Raw genomic sequence first — 17514 nt, 5'->3', positions numbered from 1 at the left:
GCACCGCCCCCGGCCAGATCACCGCCCGGACAATCTCTTGATGAGCAGGCAACTGAGCAGGTAAGTCTCATGCTTCGACTTGGCATCAAATCGCTGCTGGCCCACAAGGTCCGCTTCGCGCTGACGGCCAGCTCCATCGTCATCGGCGTGGCCTTCGTGGTGGCCTCGTTCGTGACGGCCGACTCGCTGCGGTCCGGCTTCGACCAGCTCGCAGAGGACATCAACACCGGCACCGATTATACCGTCCGAGGCGAACTCCCGTTCGGCGACCTCACCGATGCCGTTCCGTCACCGGTGTCTGCCGAGCTGGTGGACCAAATCGCAGCCCTCGACGGCGTGAGCGCCGCCGCCGGCACGTTCTTCGTGGACGGAGTGATCCCGGTGGACGGCGCCGGCGAGGCGGTCACCACCTTCGGGCCGCCGGCGGCCGGCGCCAACTGGCTCGAGGATGAGACGCTGTCGCAGCTCTACCTGATGGAAGGCCGCTGGCCCGTCGGCGGCAGCGAGTTCGCCATCGACATCGACACCTTCCAGGGCCGCGACTTCGAGCTGGGCGGCGCCTATCGGGTCGTCACTCCCACCGGCCCACGCGACTTCACGCTCACGGGCGTGGCACAGTTCGGCTTCCCCGACAACGCCAGCTTCGGCGCGGTGTTCTCGCTGTTCGACACGGCCACGGCCCAAGAAGTGCTCGGCTACCCGGGCCAGTTCACCGTCATCAGCGTGCGTGCCGCGGCCGGCGCAGACCTCGAAGCGGTGCAAGACCGCATCGAAGCGGTACTGCCCGATGGCATCGAAGTCATCACTGCGGCCGAGTCCACCGAAGAATTCAGCGACGCCACCGAGATCTTCATCGGACCGTTCCAGACGATCCTGCTGGTGTTCGCGTTCATCGTGCTGTTCGTGGCCACGTTCATCATCTCCAACACGTTCAACATCGTGCTGGGCCAGAGGGTGCGGGAGCTCTCGCTGCTGCGCGCCGTCGGCGCCACGCCCCAGCAGGTGCGCCGGTCGGTGCTGACCGAGTCCGCCATCATCGGCGTGTTCGCCTCGGTGGCCGGCTTGGGGCTGGGGCTGCTCGGCGCCCTCGGGCTGCAGGGGCTGTTCAACGCGCTCGGCGCGTCGTTGCCGCCCACCTCGCTGCCGCTGACGCTGCGCACGGTGCTGTGGGCGGTCTTCGTGGGCGTGGGCTTCACGGTGGTGGCCTCGCTGGTGCCGGCCGTGAAGGCCTCGCGCATCTCGCCCATCGCCGGCTTGACCGAGGGCGCGACCTCCGAGGAAGGTGCCGGCCTGGGCTGGAAGCGACTCGCCGTCGGGTCGCTGCTGCTGGCCATCGGGCTGCTGCTGACCGGCAGCGGGCTGTTCGCCGACTTCGACGGTGCCACGCCGCAGCTGATCACCCTCGGTACCGGTGCTGCGGTCACGTTCGTGGCAGTGGCGGTGCTGAGTCCGCTTGTCGCCCGATCGGTGGTGTCGCTGCTGGCGCGCCCGTTGGAGTGGCTGATGCCGATCTCGGGCCGGCTGGCCCGCGCCAACGCCGCCCGCAATCCGCGGCGCACCGCTGCCACGGCGGTGGCGCTCACCATTGGGCTGGCCCTCGTCACGATGGTGTCGATTGTGGGCCAGTCCCTCAAGACGTCGTTCGGCGAGCGCCTTGCCAGCGCGGTGAGAGCCGACTTCGTGGTCACCGGGCCCGCCCAGTCGGGGCTGCCCAAGACGCTCAGCGCCGAGATCGGCGCTGCCGGCATCGGCACGCCGGTGGGGTTCGACTTCGACCGGGTGCTGATCGAGATGCCGGGTGGACGGGCCGAGGCCTTCGAAGCCGACCTGACTGCCGCCCGCATCAGCGACCTGCCCTTGGTGGTCGACCTCGGCGTGGTCGAGGGCAGCCTGGACGGCGTCAACCCGCAGACCGGACTGCTGGTGGATCGCGAGGTGGCAGTCGACGAGGGCTTAGCGGTCGGAGACGCCGTCAATCTCAGCTTCGTCAGCGGGGACAGCGTCACCACGGTCGTGGCCGCTCTCTTTGAGAACCGCGCCTTCTGGGCGAGCTGGATCATCGACAGTATGCTCTATGAACGGGTGGCGACTACAGCGCTGGACGACCTCGTGCTGGTGAGAGCCGCGGACTCCCTGGACGCAGATGCTACCCGCGCAGCTGCCGACGAAGTGCTGGCCGACTACCCGCAGGCCGACTTGGAGGACCGCCAAGAGTTCCAGGAGAGCATCGAGTCCAGCCTCAACACCGTGCTGGCGCTGGTGAACGTGTTCCTGGGCTTTGCGCTGCTGATCGCGCTGGTGGGCATCGTGAACACGCTCACGCTGTCGGTGTTCGAGCGCATCCGCGAGATCGGGCTGCTGCGCGCTGTCGGCATGACCCGCCGGCAGATGCGGCGCATGATCCGCTGGGAGGCTGCCGTCGTCGCGCTCTACGGCGCCGTGATCGGCGTGGTGCTGGGGGGGGCCTTCGGCATCGCCACCTCCTTGGCTATCCCCGACGACATCATCAACATGGTGTCGGTGCCCGTCGGGCAGGTGGTGCTCTTCTTGGTCGTCTCGGTGCTGTTCGGCTTGTTCGCCGCGTTGTTCCCGGCGTTTCGGGCCAGCCGGATGAACGTGCTCGAGGCCATCGCCGACGAGTAGCCGAAGGGCGGCTCGGTTGGCCGAAGCCGCTTGCGGCACCGTTTCTAAACTGCCGCGATGACGTGTCCGGCGTGCGCGGCCGAGGTCCCTCAGGGCGCACGCTTTTGCCCGGCCTGCGGCAAGCTGCTCGTGCAGACCGAGGAGCGACGCGTCGTCACGGTGCTCTTCGCCGATCTCGTGGGCTTCACCTCGATGGGCGAGGCTGCCGACCCCGAGGAGTTCAAGCACCTCATCGACCAGTGCTTCCAGCGGTTGGTGGCCGACATCACTGCCTTCGGCGGCACCGTCGACAAGATCATCGGCGACGCGATCCTGGCGCTTTTCGGCGCGCCCACAGCGCACGAAGACGATCCCGAGCGTGCGCTGCGCGCAGCGTTCCGGATGCAGCGCTCTTTGGAGGCCTTCAACGCGCAGCGCGGTCTCGACCTGCAGATGCGCATCGGCATCAACACCGGCGAGGTGCTCGTTGGGGCGCTGCGCGCCGGCGGCGACTACACGGCCATGGGCGACACCGTAAACATCGCGAGCCGCCTGGAGACGTTGGCCGAAGCCGGCGAAGTGCTGGTCGGCCCGACCACACAGGCGGCCACGGTCGGCATCGTGAACTACACGGCCCGAGGCGAGATCGGCCTGCGCGGCCGCGACGAGCCTGTGCGCGTCTACTTGGCCAGCGGCGAGTTGGCGCCGCCCGGCCGTCATCGCAGCCCCACGCTCTCGCCGCTGATCGGGCGCGACCTCGAGCACGCCCTGCTGAAGACGGCCATCGACACGGCTGTGGCCCGCAGGCGTGCGGGGCTGTGCCAGATCGTCGGAGAAGCGGGCATGGGAAAGACGCGCCTGGCCCGCGAGGCAGCGCGAGGCGCTGCGGAGCGCCACGACGCGATGGTGCTTGAGAGCATGGCGCTGCCCTACGACGAGACCAATCCGCTGCGCTGCTTGGGTGATGCCATCGCGTCCGCGGCTGGGGTGCATGCAGGCGATTCGACCGTGGTGGCCACCCGCCGGATCACCTCGCTGGTGGCAGAAGCGCTGCAGCCGGCGACTCCCGCCGGCAACCCCAGAGGCGAGCGTGCAGGTGGCCTCCACAACCGGAGCAACGCAGGTGCCCACAGCGTCGCGGCCAACAGCGCGGTGATCACTCCGGTGGTCAACTACGAGGAGATCGACGAGATCGCCGACGTGGTGCTTGCCGTGCTGGGCAGGGTGGGCAGCGGCGATCCCGCCGAGATCGAGTGGCGAGCCGACGCCACCTTCCGGTCCCTGCGGCGCTTCTTGGGGGCGCTGGCGCAGCGCAGGCCGGTGGTGCTGCTGCTCAGCGATGTTCACTGGGCAGAGGAGCGGCTGCTGGGCGTGCTCGAGCGGCTGCTCGCGGCGCTGGCAAACCAGCCGTTCATCGTGATCACCACCGCCCGATGGAACGTGGACGAGCAGCGGTGGACGGTGCCGCCGGGTCGTCACAGCACGGTGGTGCTGAATTTGGATCCGCTCGGCCGCGAAGCCACCTCCGATCTCGCAGCGGAGCTGCTGGGCGGCGCGGTTCCGGCCAATTTGGCCGATCAGCTCTACGAGCGCAGCGGCGGCAACCCGTTCTTCTTGGAGGAGATGTGCGTGTTGCTGCGTGAGTCGGGCGTGGTGAGCCCCGGCGCTCGTCCGGACCACGAGGAGCGGTCGCTGGCGGAGCTGCCGCACACGTTGCGAGGACTGGTCGCGGCTCGTCTCGACACGCTGAGCCCGCCCGAGCGGCGCCTGGTGGACGACGCCTCGGTGCTCGGCAGCGGCTCGATCGGGGAACTGCTGGAGATGACCTCGGCGATGCACCGCGAGACCGGCAGCGACGGCGACCTCGCCACCTTCCAGCGGCTGGTGGACAAGGACATCCTCACCAGCGACGCGGACAGCTGGACGTTCCGCAGCGACGTGGCGCGCGACGTCGCCTACAGCATGCTCACCAAGATCGACCGGGCCGAACGACATCTCAACGTGGCGTCGTGGCTGGCGCGCAACCGAGATGACCCTGCCGGCGATGCGGTGGGCGCCATCGCGGACCATTTCGCCTCGGCGGTGGAGCTGGGCGCCGCCGGCCAGATCGGCACGGACGGCGCGGCGTCAGGCATGGCGGACGACAGTGATGGCGATCTGGCCGAAGTGGCCATCAATTGGCTCGGCAGAGCCGGCGAGTGGGCGGCCGCTCGCGACAGCCACTACGCCTCGGCGCAGTTCTACCGTCGAGCCATCGAGCTGCTCGGGGATGCCGATCCGCGCTTGGTCCAGATGGCGCTGGGTCGGGCCGGGGCGCGCTTGCGGCTGGGCGAGCTGCACGGTGCGCGTGCCGACGCCGAGCTGGCGCGCGCTTTGGCGACGCTGAACGGCAACCGGATCGCCGCCGCGCACGGTTTGCGCGTGCTGGGCGAGGTGGCCTTGGCCGGCGACGAACACGCGGCAGCGGACAAGCTGCTGGCCGACGCGCTGGACCAGTTCCGCACGATGGGCGAGGTGCGTGATGCGGCGGAATCGCTGCGGCTGCGGGGCCTTGCCTCGCTTCGGGCGGGCGAGTACCCGCGCGCCGACCGCTACATCAACGAAGCGAACGGCACCTTCGCCCACCTCGGCGACGAGAGCGGCGTCGCGTGGTGCCTGCAGAACCTGGCATGGCTCTCCTTCGAGCAAGGCCTGATCGCTGAGGCCGGCGATCGCATCACCACGGCCATCGAGCGCTTCAGCGATCTCGGCGACGCCGTCGGCTTGGCGACGGCAGAAGGCTTGCAGGCCTTCTTGTTGTTTCATGCCGGAGAGCGTGATGAGGCCGAACAGCTGGCGCGCTCGGTTTACGCGACCGCTCACGAGCGGGGCGAGCGCTTCACCGAGGCCATGATGGACCTGCTGTTGGGGTCGCTCAGCCTGTGGTCGGGCCGTGCTGCCGATGCCGTCGAGCGCGCCAAGGCAGCCGAGCAGGTGTTCCGCGACGTGTACAGCGATTTCGGCGTGGTGCAGGCGCTGGGTCTGCTGGGACGGTCCTTCGCTGCGGTCGGCGAGCTGCAGCGCAGCCGGGCAATGCTGGCCGAGTGCTTGCAGCGCGCCAACGACATGCGGGGCCGGCCGCTGGAGGGATTCGCTCGGGCTGTGCGCGCAGGCGCCGCGGTGCAGATGGGCCACCCCGAGATGGTGACCGAGGACTTGACCCATGCCGGTTGGCAACAGTCGTCCGAGCCGGCGTCGCGCGAGGTGCCACGACTGCGCGAGCCCGAACGCAGCCCGGACCAAGTTGCAGTCATCGGCCAGCGCGACCTCGACGTCTCCTTGGGGCTGGCACTCGTGCAGCTCGGCTGCGTGGACGACGCAATAGCTGCGTTGGAGGCCGTGCCCACAGCAGGCCTTCCTTCGATCTACCTGCACTCCTGCTTGGCGATCGCCTACGCCGCGGCCGGCCGCACCGTCGATGCGCTGGAGCAGTCCCGCTTCGCCATGGCCAGCGGAACCGGCACCTACGTCGATGTGCGCAATGCGCTCGTGGCGCGGGCCCTTGCGCACGCTCGTGACGGGGACCGGCCCGCGATGGCGGCCGCGTTCGACCAAGTGATGGTTCTCACCGACGCCACCGACAGCCGCCTCAGCCAGGCAGTCGTGCGTCTCGCACGTGCTGTCGGCCACGAAGCCTTCGGCGAACCGAACGCTGCCGCACTGCGCGCCGAGGCCGAGGTGGCGATTGCGCAACTGGGTGTGCGTCCGGGCGGCTGGGAGACAGCATTTCTCCTGGCGGCCGGCGTAGAGGCCCCGAGGCTTGCCGTGGCCGGACCGCTGCCCGAGGCCATTCCGTTCCCGGGACGGACCGACACCTGATGCTCCCTCAAGACTGCTGATCCCGTAAGGTCGCCCTATGCCGGCAAGACCGACGTCAGCGGGAAGGGTGCTGATCGCGAAGCTCGGTCTGGACGGGCACGACCGCGGGGTCAAGGTGGTTGCCCGGATGCTGCGCGACGCCGGCTTCGAGGTCATCTACACCGGCTTGTTCCAGACGCCCCAGAGCGTGGTTGCGGCTGCCATTGACGAGGACGTGGACGCGATTGGCGTGTCCATGCTGTCGGGCGCCCACGAAGCGCTCATGCCGTTGGTCGTCCAGGAGCTGCGCGATCACGACGCCGAGTCGATTCCCGTCGTCCTGGGGGGAATCGTGCCGGACGGCGATCTGGAGGCGATGCGCCAAGCGGGCGTGGCCGCGGTGCTGACGCCGGGCGCGACTGCGGAGGAGGTCGTGGCCGCAGTACGCGGCGCCATCGACCGCTCACAGCAGCCTGCTTGACGCGTCCCGCTAGATTGCCCTGCGTGTCTGACGGGGTAGGCGGTATGCAGAGCGGGTCCATCGATCGGGTTGGCGTCGTCGGCTGCGGCTTGATGGGTTCGGGCATCGCCGAAGTCGCAGCTCGCAACGGCTGCGATGTCAAGGTGGTCGAAGTCGACGAGCCTGCGCTCGCGGCAGGCATGGCCCGCATCGAAAAGAGCCTGGGCCGGGCGGTCAACGCCGGCAAACTCGACGACGCCGAGCGGCAGGCAGCGTTGGGCGCCATCTCCTTCGGACTCGACCTCGGCGATCTTGCCGACCGGCAGTTCGTGATCGAGGCAGTGGTGGAGGCCGAAGCGGCCAAGCTGGAGGTGTTCGCGCAGCTGTCGAAGGTGCTCGCGGACCCCCGCGCGGTCATGGCCTCCAACACGTCCGCCATTCCGATAATGAAGCTGGCGATGGCGACCGACCGACCGGCGCAGGTCATCGGCATGCACTTCTTCAATCCGGTTCCCGTCATGGGCTTGGTCGAGGTCATCTCGTCGCTGCTCACGGGTGAGGACACCGCCGCGCGATGCAGAGAGTTCGCATCGCAGCGGCTCGGCAAACGCGTCGTGAACTCCCAGGACCGGGCCGGATTCGTGGTGAATGCGCTGCTGATTCCCTACATCTTGTCCGCCATTCGGATGCTCGAGTCCGGCTTCGCTTCGACCGAGGACATCGACGCGGGCATGGTGCTGGGCTGCAACCACCCGATGGGTCCGCTGGCACTGTGCGATCTGATCGGCTTGGATACCACCTTGGCGGTGGCGGAGTCGCTCTATGAGGAGTTTCGCGAGCAGCTCTACGCGCCGCCGCCGATGCTGAGCCGCATGTGCGACGCCGGGTTGCTGGGACGCAAGACCGGCCGAGGCTTCTACACCTACGGCTGAGGTTTCCTCTGGCTGCGGGGACTGACGGGGTGACCGTGCCAGCGGGAATCGACGCGCCGGCGCTCAGCTGCTGGTTCGCGGCCCATCTGCCTCACGTGGCGCAGCCGCTTCGTTTCGAGCTGCTCTCAGGCGGCCGATCCAACCTCACCTACCGGGTGCGCTGCGCAGACGGCGACTCGCTGGTGCTGCGCCGGCCGCCGCTGGGCCACGTGCTGGCCACCGCACACGACATGGCCCGTGAGCACACCATCATCTCGGCGGTGGGCCACACCGCGGTGCCGGTGCCCCGGGCGTTGGCGCTGTGTACCGACGAGACGGTGAATGCGGCGGCGTTCTACGTGATGAGCCACTGCGAAGGCGCCGTGCTGCACTCGGCGGACGAATCAGCGCAGCTGCCCGCCGGCGAGCGCATGTCGTTGAGCCGGCAGGTGGCCGAAGTGCTGGCGTTGCTGCATGCCGTGGTGCCCGAAGACGTCGGCTTGGGCGATCTCGGCCGACGGGAGGACTACCTCGGGCGACAGCTGCGACGCTGGAAGCGCCAGTGGGAGCAGTCCAAGACCCGTGAGCTGCCGATCATGGACGACGTCGCTGCAGAGCTGGAGGCTCGCAAGCCCGAGCAGATCGGCTCGTCCATCGTTCATGGCGACTACCGGCTCGGCAACATGATCAGCGCAGACGGCGGCATCGTCGCGGTGCTGGACTGGGAGCTGTGCACGCTGGGCGACCCGATGGCAGACGTGGGCTACCTGATGAACAACTGGGCGTCACCCGACGAGCCGTCGGCGGGCACCTCAGCGCCGACGCAGGCAGGGGGCTTTGCAGATCGCGGCGAGATGCTGGAGTGGTACGCAGCGGCGTCGGGGCGGGACCTCTCGGACATCGACTACTACCGCGCGTTCTCCTACTGGAGATTGGCTGCTATATCAGAAGGCGTGTTGAACAGGTACGTGCGCGGCGCGATGGCCGACGCAGAGGAGACTGACACCGAAGTCTTCCGTGAGCAAGTCGATTTCTTGTCGACGAGCGCGGCTGAGCGTCTCGCTGCCCGCTCATGACGCGCCCCGACGCTGCTGGACCTGTCCAGCCGGACGACTCTGAGCCGCCCGAACAGCCCGCCCAGCCTGACCAGTCATCACCGCCGGAAGACCCTGCGTTGCCGGAACAGCCAGTCCAGCCTGAACAGGCGACGCAGGCCCAACAGGCGGCCGGAGTGCTTGGGTCCCGGCCGGGCTGTGTGCTGACGGCCGTGGCGGGTGCCGTCGGCGCGTTGGCCGGTGCGCTGGTGGCGGGGCTGATTCTGGTGATCGTGCTCAGCGGGGACGACAACGCGCCGGCCGGCGCGCCAACAGCCCGTCCCGACACGGCCTTGCCGACGCGTAGCGCTGCTTCGCCGTCGACCTCTGCCCTCGAAACCGTTTCGTCGCCGTCGGGCGCTGCCGGCGAGCAGGCGGGGGCTACCGGCGATCCTGCCGGTTCGCATGGGTCCGCGAGCGCCGATCCGGACCAGAGCGTTCGCGACCAACTCTCCGACCGCTGGGCGCAGCTGACCGGCGAGGTGGTCGAGCCAGGGGCGCCGTTGGGCAGCCGCATCGACGGCATCAACGTCAAGGCGGTGCTCGAGGCGGTGCAAGAAGCGGTGGTGATCGTGGAGGTCACGAGTGCTGACGGCGAAGGCGGCGGCTCGGGCTTCATCGTGACGCCCCAGGGGCGCATCGTCACCAATGCGCATGTCGTCGACGAGGCCGACACGGTCGAGGTGCGGCTCTTCGGCGGGGAGCTCTTGTCGGCCGAGGTGGTCACCGTCGACCCGACGAGGGATCTCGCCATCCTGCAGGTGGACCGCGAGGGACTGCCGACCGTGCGATTGGGCTCCACCGACGGGGTGGAGGTGGGCGACGAGGTCATCGCCATCGGCAACGCGCTGGACATCACCGGCGAGCCGACGGTGACCTCAGGCATCGTGTCGGGGCTGAATCGCTCCATCGAGCTCGACGAAGGCCGACGACTGGTGCGGCTGATACAGACGGATGCGGCGATCAATCCCGGCAACTCCGGCGGACCGTTGGTGAATGCGGCGGGCGAGGTGATCGGGGTCAACACCGCGATTTCGGCCCTGTCGCCGGACTTTCGCGGCATCGCTGAGGGCATCGGCTACGCCATCTCCATCGACCATGTGCTTCCGATCATCGACGACATGCTCGAAGGCGTAGTGCAGGCTCGAGCGTTTCTGGGCGTGCGCGTCACCTCGGTGGAGGACTTCATCGCCATGAAGCAGCCTCCGGCTGACGTACCCGGCGAGGTCGTGCCCGAGACGGTTCAGCCCGAGGCCGTGCCCGACGAGTACGCCGATATCGAGTTGCCGCCCGGGGTCACCTTCGGTGCGCTCGTCGTGTCCGTGGACCCGGGCGAAGCAGCGGAGGGGGCAGGCATCGAGGTGGGCGACGTCATCGTCGAAGTCGAAGGAGTGGAGATTCGCACGAACGGCGATCTTGTGGTGGAGATCCTGGCCCGGGTGCCTGGAGACGAAGTCGACATGGGCGTGATCGGCGTTGACGGTCAGCGCAGAAGCGTCCGCCTGCAGCTGGGTTCCTTCGTTCCCGACGAGCCGCCCGCGTAGGCCCAGGCACGCGGTCGGCGTGCGGTGTGGTCGGGCGCGCGGTGCGGCGTTTCGCGATACTTGCGGCACTGGCTGCGCTGCGCTCCGGCGACGAGTCCACGTGAACAATCCTGCGAACCGAACAACTGATGTGAACCATGGAGGTACACACGATGGCTGACCGAGTGTTCGACACCGGCACCGACGACATCGGGGTCGAGATCACCGACGGTGTGATGACCATCACGCTGAATCGGCCCGAGCGCCGCAATGCGCTGTCCACTGCGATGCTGGACGGCTTGTCGGCTGCGATTGCCGATGCCGAGGTGGCCTCCGACGTGGGGGCGCTGGTGCTGACCGGCGCAGGCGGCGCATTCTGCGCGGGCGGCGACGTGAAGGGCATGGCAGCCGCCGGCGGCGAGGGCGGAGGCAGCCCGCTGCAGTACGACGCGCGGGTGCACCGGCAGCGTCGAAGCCAACGCGACACCTCAGGGAAGCTGTACGAGATGCCCAAGCCGACCATCGCTGCGATCCCCGGAGCTGCCGCCGGCGCGGGGCTGTCCTTGGCGCTGGCGTGCGACCTGCGCTACGCGGCGCCCAACGCCATCATGACCACGGCGTTCGCTCGGGTCGGGTTCAGCGGCGACTACGGCGGCACGTGGTTCATGTCGCGCTTGGTCGGCTCGGCCAAGGCACGTGAGCTCTACTACCTGTCCGAACGGGTGGGCATGGACGACGCGGCGTCGCTGGGCTTGGTGAACGGGGTCTTTCCTGCCGAGAGCCTGATGGACGAGGTGGCGGCGATCGCGCGGCGGCTGGCTGCCGGCCCGACGGTGGCCTACAGGTACATGAAGGAGAACCTGAACCGGGCTGTACACGGCGAGATGGGCGAGTGCCTGGACATGGAGGCTGCGCACCACATCCACACCGGCCAGACCGAGGACCACAAGGAGGCCGCACAGGCCTTCGTGGACAAGCGAGAGCCGGTCTTCCACGGCCGCTAGCCGCTCGGCTGAGCGATTCGGGGCGCGGACCTGTCTCCGCGCAGGTCCCCTAACGTCAACTTGCCTAACGACTTGCCTAACGACAATTCGATTCTCGTGGCTGTGGGCCGCACACCAGCCCTACGCTGATGTGAGTGCGCCACGAGGTCGAACAGCAGCCCGAACAGCAGTCGGTGGACCTCCGGCGCGTACCGCAAATTCGCCGTCGCACCGCACAGATCGTTCGAGTCGACGGCGATCCAGCCACTGCCGCTACTGCTGTCGATTCGTCCGCCGGCGATTCATCTGCGACCGCTGAACGCAGCGGCCCTGCGGCGCATGGCGCCGGTCGCACCCGTGTTCGCGAGCAGGTGTCGGCTCGGGCCTGGCGAGCACTCGCGGTGGCCTCGCTGGGCACGGTGCTGGTCGGCTTCAACAGCACTGCGACGAACATTGCGCTGGACGCGATTCGCAGCAGCTACGTCGGCGCCACCGCTGCCGACGTCGGCTGGGGCGTCGCCGGATTCATGATCGGCACGGCGGCATTCCTGCCGCTGGCCGGGCGCCTGGCAGACCGCATCGGTCGCAAGTTCATCTTCCAGCTGGGGCTGATGCTGTTTGCGCTGTCGGCGGTTGCCTCGGCGCTGGCGCCCACGGTGTGGACGCTGAACCTGGCGCGGGTGCTCCAAGCTGTGGGCGGCGCGGCGATCCTGCCGGCGTCGCTCAGCTTGGTGCTGCCGCTGTTCCCCGAGTCGCGGCGTACCACAGCGGTGGGGCTGTGGTCCGCTGCCGGCCCGCTGTCCGCGGGCATCGCTCCGGGACTGTCCGCTCTGCTGCTCGACACGATGGGCTGGCGCGTGCTGTACTTCGTGAGCGCGCCGGTTGCCGTAGGAATGCTGCTCGTTGCATGGCGCGTGCTGACCGAGCTGCCGCCTCCAGTGCTGTCGCATCGGCTCGACGTCATCGGCGCAGCTGCGGGCACGGTCGGCCTCGCTGCGTTGGTCACGGCGATCATGCAGGGCGGTCGTGTCTGGGGCTGGATGTCGCCGATCACGCTCACGGTCGCGGCCGTCGGCGTCGTTGCGTTTGCGTTGTTCGTGGTCAACTCGCTGCGCCATCGGGCGCCTCTGCTGAACCTGCACCTGCTAAGAGGCCGCGGCGTGTGGGTGACGCAGTTGGCCAACTTCTTGGTGAGCGTCTCCTCGCAGCCGATCTGGCTGATTTGGCCGCTGTTCATGTTCAACTTCTGGGAGTACTCGGCCAGCCAAGTCGGGCTCGGTGTGACCGTCGGGCCGATCGTGGCCGGAACGTCCACCGTGGTGTTCAGCCGGCTGGGGGAACGCTGGAACGCGATTGCGCTGTGCCGCATCGGCGCGGCAGTGCAGGTCGTGGCCATCGGGTGGCAAGTGGTCGGCTTGGGTGCCGAGGCCGACTATCTCCGTGAGATGGTGCCGACCATTGCGCTGTTCGGGCTGGGCTGGGGCATGTGCGTACCGCTGCTCAACAGCGTGGCGCTGGCATCGGTGGACGAGACCTACTTCGGCGAGATCAGCGGGCTGTTCAACACGCTGCGCTATGCGGCGTCCGCTATCGGCATCGCCGGAGTGTTCGCACTGTTGAAGGAGGAATCCGGGTCGATCGTCTACTACCAGCACGTGCTGGCGTTCTTCTTGGTCTCTGCCATCGCTGCGTTCGTGACCCTGTGGATCCCGATCGGGCCGAGGCCTGGCGCGCGACCTGGACATGCAGCTGTGGCACGCTGATCGGTCGTGACCCTGAGCCAAGCGCTCCGGCTGTTTGCTGTTGCGGCGATTGCGTGCAATGTGGCGACACTCGGTCTCGTGGCCGCCGTCGTGCGGCGCCGGGTGCGCAGCCGAGAGCTGGTGCGCGGCCGGGCTGGTGCCGGCCACCGGTCGATCGTGGGTGTTGCAGCGCTGCTCGCGACTGCGGCCACGGTGGGCTCGCTGTACTTGTCTGAGGTCGCGCACCTCGAGCCGTGTCGCTGGTGCTGGTTCCAGCGAATCGCGATGTACCCGCTTGCGCTGGTGCTCCTCGTGGGCTGGGCACGTCGCGATCGGGGCGTACACCTGTACGGCCTGCCGATGTGTGTGGCAGGCACCGCGATGTCGGCGTGGCACTACGCCCTGCAGCATTTCCCCGACCTCGGGGGTGCCGACACCTGCAGCCTCGCCAGCCCGTGTACGGTGCGCTACGCATGGGAGTTCGGGTTCGTGTCGATCCCGTACATGGCAGGCAGCGTGTTCGTGCTGATCGGTGGGTTGCTGATCGCGTCGCGCCGCCGCTGAAGCGCTGCAGTTCGGGCGTTGCTGTTGTGGCACCGCGGTTCTGGCGCTGCGCCCTCGGCAGGATTCGAACCTGCGACGCACGGTTTAGGAAACCGACGCTCTATCCCCTGAGCTACGAGGGCCCGCAGCACCGAGGCTAAGTCCGAGACTCGGCAGCTGAACCCCGTACACGGCAGCCGCTGTCGCCGGATCGGACGGATCCACAAGAACCTGCATTTGCAGGTACAGCGGTGGGCGCGTACTGCCTACGGTTGCAGCGTGCGGCGGCTGGGACAAGCAGGTTGCGCCATCCGCCTCCGCCGACAGCGAAGGGGGAAGCCGATGCCTGTGCCCGCACCCGAACTGGACGACCTCGCAACCATATCGCAACGGTGGGGCCTGGACATTGACGACAGCGACCTAGCCGTCTTCAAGGCGTTGATCGAGGGCGCCTTGGGCGCCTACCAGCATGTGGACGCGATGTACGAGGCCTCGGCACCCGACGCGCCGCAGCGGCCCAACCGCCGGCCCGCAGATGCGGACAACCAGCTCGGCGCCTGGTATTGGCACTGCGACCTGCAAGAGTCCGACAGCGGCCCCTTGGCGGGCAGGACCGTCGCCGTCAAGGACAACACCGCCGTCGCCGGGGTGCCGATGATGAACGGCTCTCGCATCCTCGAGGGCTACGTGCCGCGCCGCGATGCCACCGTGGTCACGCGCATCCTTGAGGCGGGTGGCCGGATCCTGGGCAAGTCCGCCTGCGAGGACCTGTGCTTCTCCGGCGCCAGCCACACCTGCGCCACGGGGGTGATTCGCAATCCGTGGGACACCGCCCGCACGTCGGGCGGCTCCTCCGGCGGCAGCGGCGCGCTGGTGGCGGCCGGAGAGGTGGACATGGCTATCGCCGGCGATCAGGGCGGATCGATCCGGATGCCTTCGGCGTGGTGCGGCGTCGTCGGGCTGAAGCCGACGTTCGGGTTAGTGCCCTACACCGGTGCCTACCCGATCGAGTCGACCATCGACCATCTGGGCCCGATAGCCCGCAATATCAGCGACTTGGCCGCATTCCTGACGGTGATCGCAGGCCCCGACGGCAACGACCCGCGTCAGGCCGGCGCGCCCTCGGGAATCGACTACGCCGCCGGAATCGATGACGGCATCGAGGGATTGCGTGTCGGCGTGGTGGCGGAGGGATTCGGTTTCGAGGGCCTGAGCGACCCGGACTCCGATGCCAAGGTCGAGGCCGCGGCCCACCGTCTGGCCGACGCCGGCGCCGTCGTTGAGCGAATCTCGATCCCAGAGCACCTCGACGCGCTGCACGTGTGGAACGTGATCGCCACCGACGGTGCCATGTGGCAGATGATCCGCGGCAACGGGTATGGCATGAACTACCGCGGCCTGTTCGATCCCGAGCTCATGGAGCACACCATGCGCGGCTGGCGTGCAGGCGCGCACGAGACTTCCCATACTCTGAAGTTCGTGATGCTCTGTGCCGAGCACGTGTTCGGCCACAGCGGTGGAGGCAGCTACGCGCGTGCCTCCAACGTCAGAGCTCAGATCAGTGCTGCGGTGGAAGATGCGCTGCACCGCTGCGACGTGCTCTGCTATCCGACGCTGCCGTTCCCGGCCAAGGAGATCCCCGCCGCCGACGCGCCCGTGGACGAGTACGTTGCCCGCGCCCTGGAGATGATTCCCAACACGGCGGTCTCCAACGTGACCGGGAACCCTGATCTGACGATTCCCGTGGCGGGCGGCGACGGCATGCCCGTAGGAATGAGCATCGTGGGCGGGCGGTGGAGCGAGCCCGTGCTGCTGAGGGTCGGACGAGCCTATGAGCGACTCGTCGGCGGATTCGCGCTCTCACCGATGGCTGCAGCCCGGCTCGAGTAGAAGGCCGGCCGCTCCATGACGATTGTGGACGCCGAGGACCTGGAGCGGCTGGAGGACCTCAGCCAGAACCTGATCGGGTTTCTGGACCCGGCAGCACTCGCGCAGCGCACCGCGTTGGACCTGTATCGCATACTCGGCTTGCCGCTGGTGTCGGTGGCGGTGCGAGAGGCTTCTTCGCATTTCGCCATGAGGGGGGTTCACGGCGCCCGCACCGAGAGGTTCCGACAGGTCAAGGTGTCCACAGGCAGGGGCCTCGGAGGACGCGTGATGCTGGAGCAACGGCCCGTCGAAGTGCACAGCTACCTCGACGACCCGCGCATCACCAACGACTTCATTGACGTGGTCAGTGCCGAGGGCCTCGGCGGCATGGTCGCCGTGCCGGTCGAACACGACCAAGAGCTCGTGGGCCTGCTCTACGGCGGCCTGCGGTCCATCGGTTCGGTGGGGGACCGCGCCAAGCAGGTCCTCGAACGGGCCGCCTCGGACTTGGCGCCGATGATGGCCGCGTCGATCCATGCTTCGGCGGCGATCCGGCACCGCGTAGATGCCGAGCGCCAGCGCATCGCCGGCAACCTGCACGACGATGTGGGTCAGCTGCTCTTCTCCATCAGCTGCGCGGCGCAGCGACTGCGCGAGGGCGGTGACCATGGTCTTCTCGCCGTGGCCGAACTCATCGAGCAGCAGGCGCAGGAGGCTGCACGGCGCATGCGCCAAGCGTTCAAGGTGCTCGGGCCGCTGTCCTGCGAGGAGGCCGCGGCCACCGCATTGCAAGGTGAGATCGACGACTTCACGCTCCGCTCGGGGGTGGCGGCTCACTTCGTAGTGCGAGGCGTCGCCCGCAGGCTGCCCCCGAACACGGAGGCGGTGCTGCTGGGCGTGGCGCGCCAGGCGCTGTTCAACATCGAGCAGCACGCCGGCGCGTCGCTGGTGGTCGTGACGCTGCACTTCGCCAAGTTGGAGGTTTCGCTGGTCATCCAAGACGACGGCGGCGGCCTGCCCGACGGCTTCGAGCTGGCAGCGGTGCCACGAGGCGGTTCGCACTGGGGGCTGGCTTCCATACTGCGCCAGGCCCAGCGCCAAGGCGGAGATCTGGAGATGCGACCGGGCGAGGATGGGGGCACCACGGTGCGCGTCGCTCTGCCGGTCGACGGCGCCGGCTGAGCGCTCGATCCGAACTCGTCCAGGAGCGCGATGAGCCGACCCACCGCCGAGAGGGCAGTGTCCGCCGCTTCCGCCGCCTCGGCCACGGTTCTGGTAATCGACGACCACCCGGTGGTGATCGACGGCGTCCGGCAGTTGCTGGCGGCAGAGCCGGACTTGGATCTCGTGGGTCATGCCACCGACGGCGAGGAGGGCGTGAGCCTGGCTCGGCGCCTCGCACCGGATGTGGTGGTGCTGGATCTGAAGCTCGGCGAGAGCTTCGCTCCGCATCTGTGCCGGTCGCTCCTGGATGCCTCGGGAACCTCCCGCGTCGTGATCCACACCGCGTTCGGCGCTCGCGAGCCGTTGCGTGCCTGTCTCAACGCGGGCGCGGTCGGCATTGTGCTGAAGGACGCCAGCAATCTGGTCGAGGCGCTGAGGAGGGTGCTGGCAGGCGAGCTGTATGTCGATCCGTCCTTGGTCGAGGACCCGAGGGCGCGGGCGCTGCGCCTCGGCGACGACGGCGGGGTGTACGAATCGCTCACGCAGCGCGAGTACGAGGTGCTCTGCGTGATGGCGCTGGGCCGCACCAGCAAGGAGATCGCAGCCGAGCTCTACCTGGCCGAGAACACCGTGCGCAGCTATACCCAGTCGTTGCTGACCAAGCTGCACGCGCACAACCGCATCGAGGCTCTGGCCAGAGCGCGCGAGCTGAGGCTGCTCTAGCCGTCTCGGGCACCGACGGTCGCTGCTCCCCGGCTCGCTGCGG

Annotated in this window: 12 protein-coding genes and 1 tRNA gene; 12 read left to right on the top strand and 1 reads right to left on the bottom strand. The window is 68.4% G+C overall.

Annotation, left to right across the window (positions count from 1 at the left end; translation table 11 throughout):
- Positions 1–69: 69 nt before the first annotated feature.
- The 9 genes from ACOGI4_RS01725 to ACOGI4_RS01685 all read left to right on the top strand — a co-directional run bounded on the left by ACOGI4_RS01725 (position 70) and on the right by ACOGI4_RS01685 (position 13736).
- Entirely contained in the window at positions 70–2643 is a 2574-nt protein-coding gene (locus tag ACOGI4_RS01725; protein WP_419842237.1) for an ABC transporter permease, read from the top strand.
- Between the two features lie 57 nt (positions 2644–2700).
- Positions 2701–6480: an adenylate/guanylate cyclase domain-containing protein gene (locus tag ACOGI4_RS01720; RefSeq protein ID WP_419842236.1), complete on the top strand. Its 3780-nt coding sequence runs from the start codon at positions 2701–2703 to the stop codon at positions 6478–6480.
- Positions 6481–6517: 37 nt separating this feature from the next.
- Complete coding sequence (locus ACOGI4_RS01715) at positions 6518–6940, top strand: cobalamin B12-binding domain-containing protein (RefSeq protein WP_419842235.1); 423 nt, start codon at positions 6518–6520, stop codon at positions 6938–6940.
- 44 nt (positions 6941–6984) lie between these two features.
- Entirely contained in the window at positions 6985–7851 is an 867-nt protein-coding gene (locus ACOGI4_RS01710) for a 3-hydroxybutyryl-CoA dehydrogenase (protein ID WP_419843060.1), read from the top strand.
- A gap of 29 nt (positions 7852–7880) precedes the next feature.
- A complete protein-coding gene (locus ACOGI4_RS01705) occupies positions 7881–8906 on the top strand; it encodes a phosphotransferase family protein (protein ID WP_419842234.1) in 1026 nt (341 codons plus the stop codon).
- A gap of 179 nt (positions 8907–9085) precedes the next feature.
- A complete protein-coding gene (locus ACOGI4_RS01700; protein ID WP_419842233.1) occupies positions 9086–10468 on the top strand; it encodes a S1C family serine protease in 1383 nt (460 codons plus the stop codon).
- 152 nt (positions 10469–10620) lie between these two features.
- Complete coding sequence (locus tag ACOGI4_RS01695; protein ID WP_419842232.1) at positions 10621–11451, top strand: enoyl-CoA hydratase-related protein; 831 nt, start codon at positions 10621–10623, stop codon at positions 11449–11451.
- A gap of 134 nt (positions 11452–11585) precedes the next feature.
- The gene (locus ACOGI4_RS01690; protein ID WP_419842231.1) at positions 11586–13193 is read left to right on the top strand and encodes an MFS transporter; all 1608 of its coding nucleotides are present in this window, start codon (positions 11586–11588) and stop codon (positions 13191–13193) included.
- Positions 13194–13199: 6 nt separating this feature from the next.
- The gene (locus tag ACOGI4_RS01685; protein ID WP_419842230.1) at positions 13200–13736 is read left to right on the top strand and encodes a disulfide bond formation protein B; all 537 of its coding nucleotides are present in this window, start codon (positions 13200–13202) and stop codon (positions 13734–13736) included.
- Positions 13737–13785: 49 nt separating this feature from the next.
- On the opposite strand, the gene ACOGI4_RS01680 is transcribed toward ACOGI4_RS01685, so the two are convergent.
- Positions 13786–13858: transfer RNA gene (locus tag ACOGI4_RS01680), tRNA-Arg, on the bottom strand.
- Positions 13859–14057: 199 nt separating this feature from the next.
- On the opposite strand from ACOGI4_RS01680, the gene ACOGI4_RS01675 reads away from it, so the two are divergent.
- Genes ACOGI4_RS01675 through ACOGI4_RS01665 form a run of 3 tightly spaced genes read left to right on the top strand, consistent with a single transcriptional unit; the run spans position 14058 to position 17471 of the window.
- Positions 14058–15605: an amidase gene (locus ACOGI4_RS01675; protein WP_419842229.1), complete on the top strand. Its 1548-nt coding sequence runs from the start codon at positions 14058–14060 to the stop codon at positions 15603–15605.
- A gap of 15 nt (positions 15606–15620) precedes the next feature.
- A complete protein-coding gene (locus ACOGI4_RS01670; protein ID WP_419842228.1) occupies positions 15621–16766 on the top strand; it encodes a histidine kinase in 1146 nt (381 codons plus the stop codon).
- 57 nt (positions 16767–16823) lie between these two features.
- A complete protein-coding gene (locus tag ACOGI4_RS01665; protein ID WP_419842227.1) occupies positions 16824–17471 on the top strand; it encodes a response regulator in 648 nt (215 codons plus the stop codon).
- Positions 17472–17514: the final 43 nt, after the last annotated feature.

Origin of the sequence: Candidatus Poriferisodalis sp. (assembly GCF_965205175.1) — a bacterium.
Classification (GTDB): domain Bacteria; phylum Actinomycetota; class Acidimicrobiia; order Acidimicrobiales; family Poriferisodalaceae; genus Poriferisodalis.
This window is presented reverse-complemented; position numbering and strand designations above follow the sequence as displayed.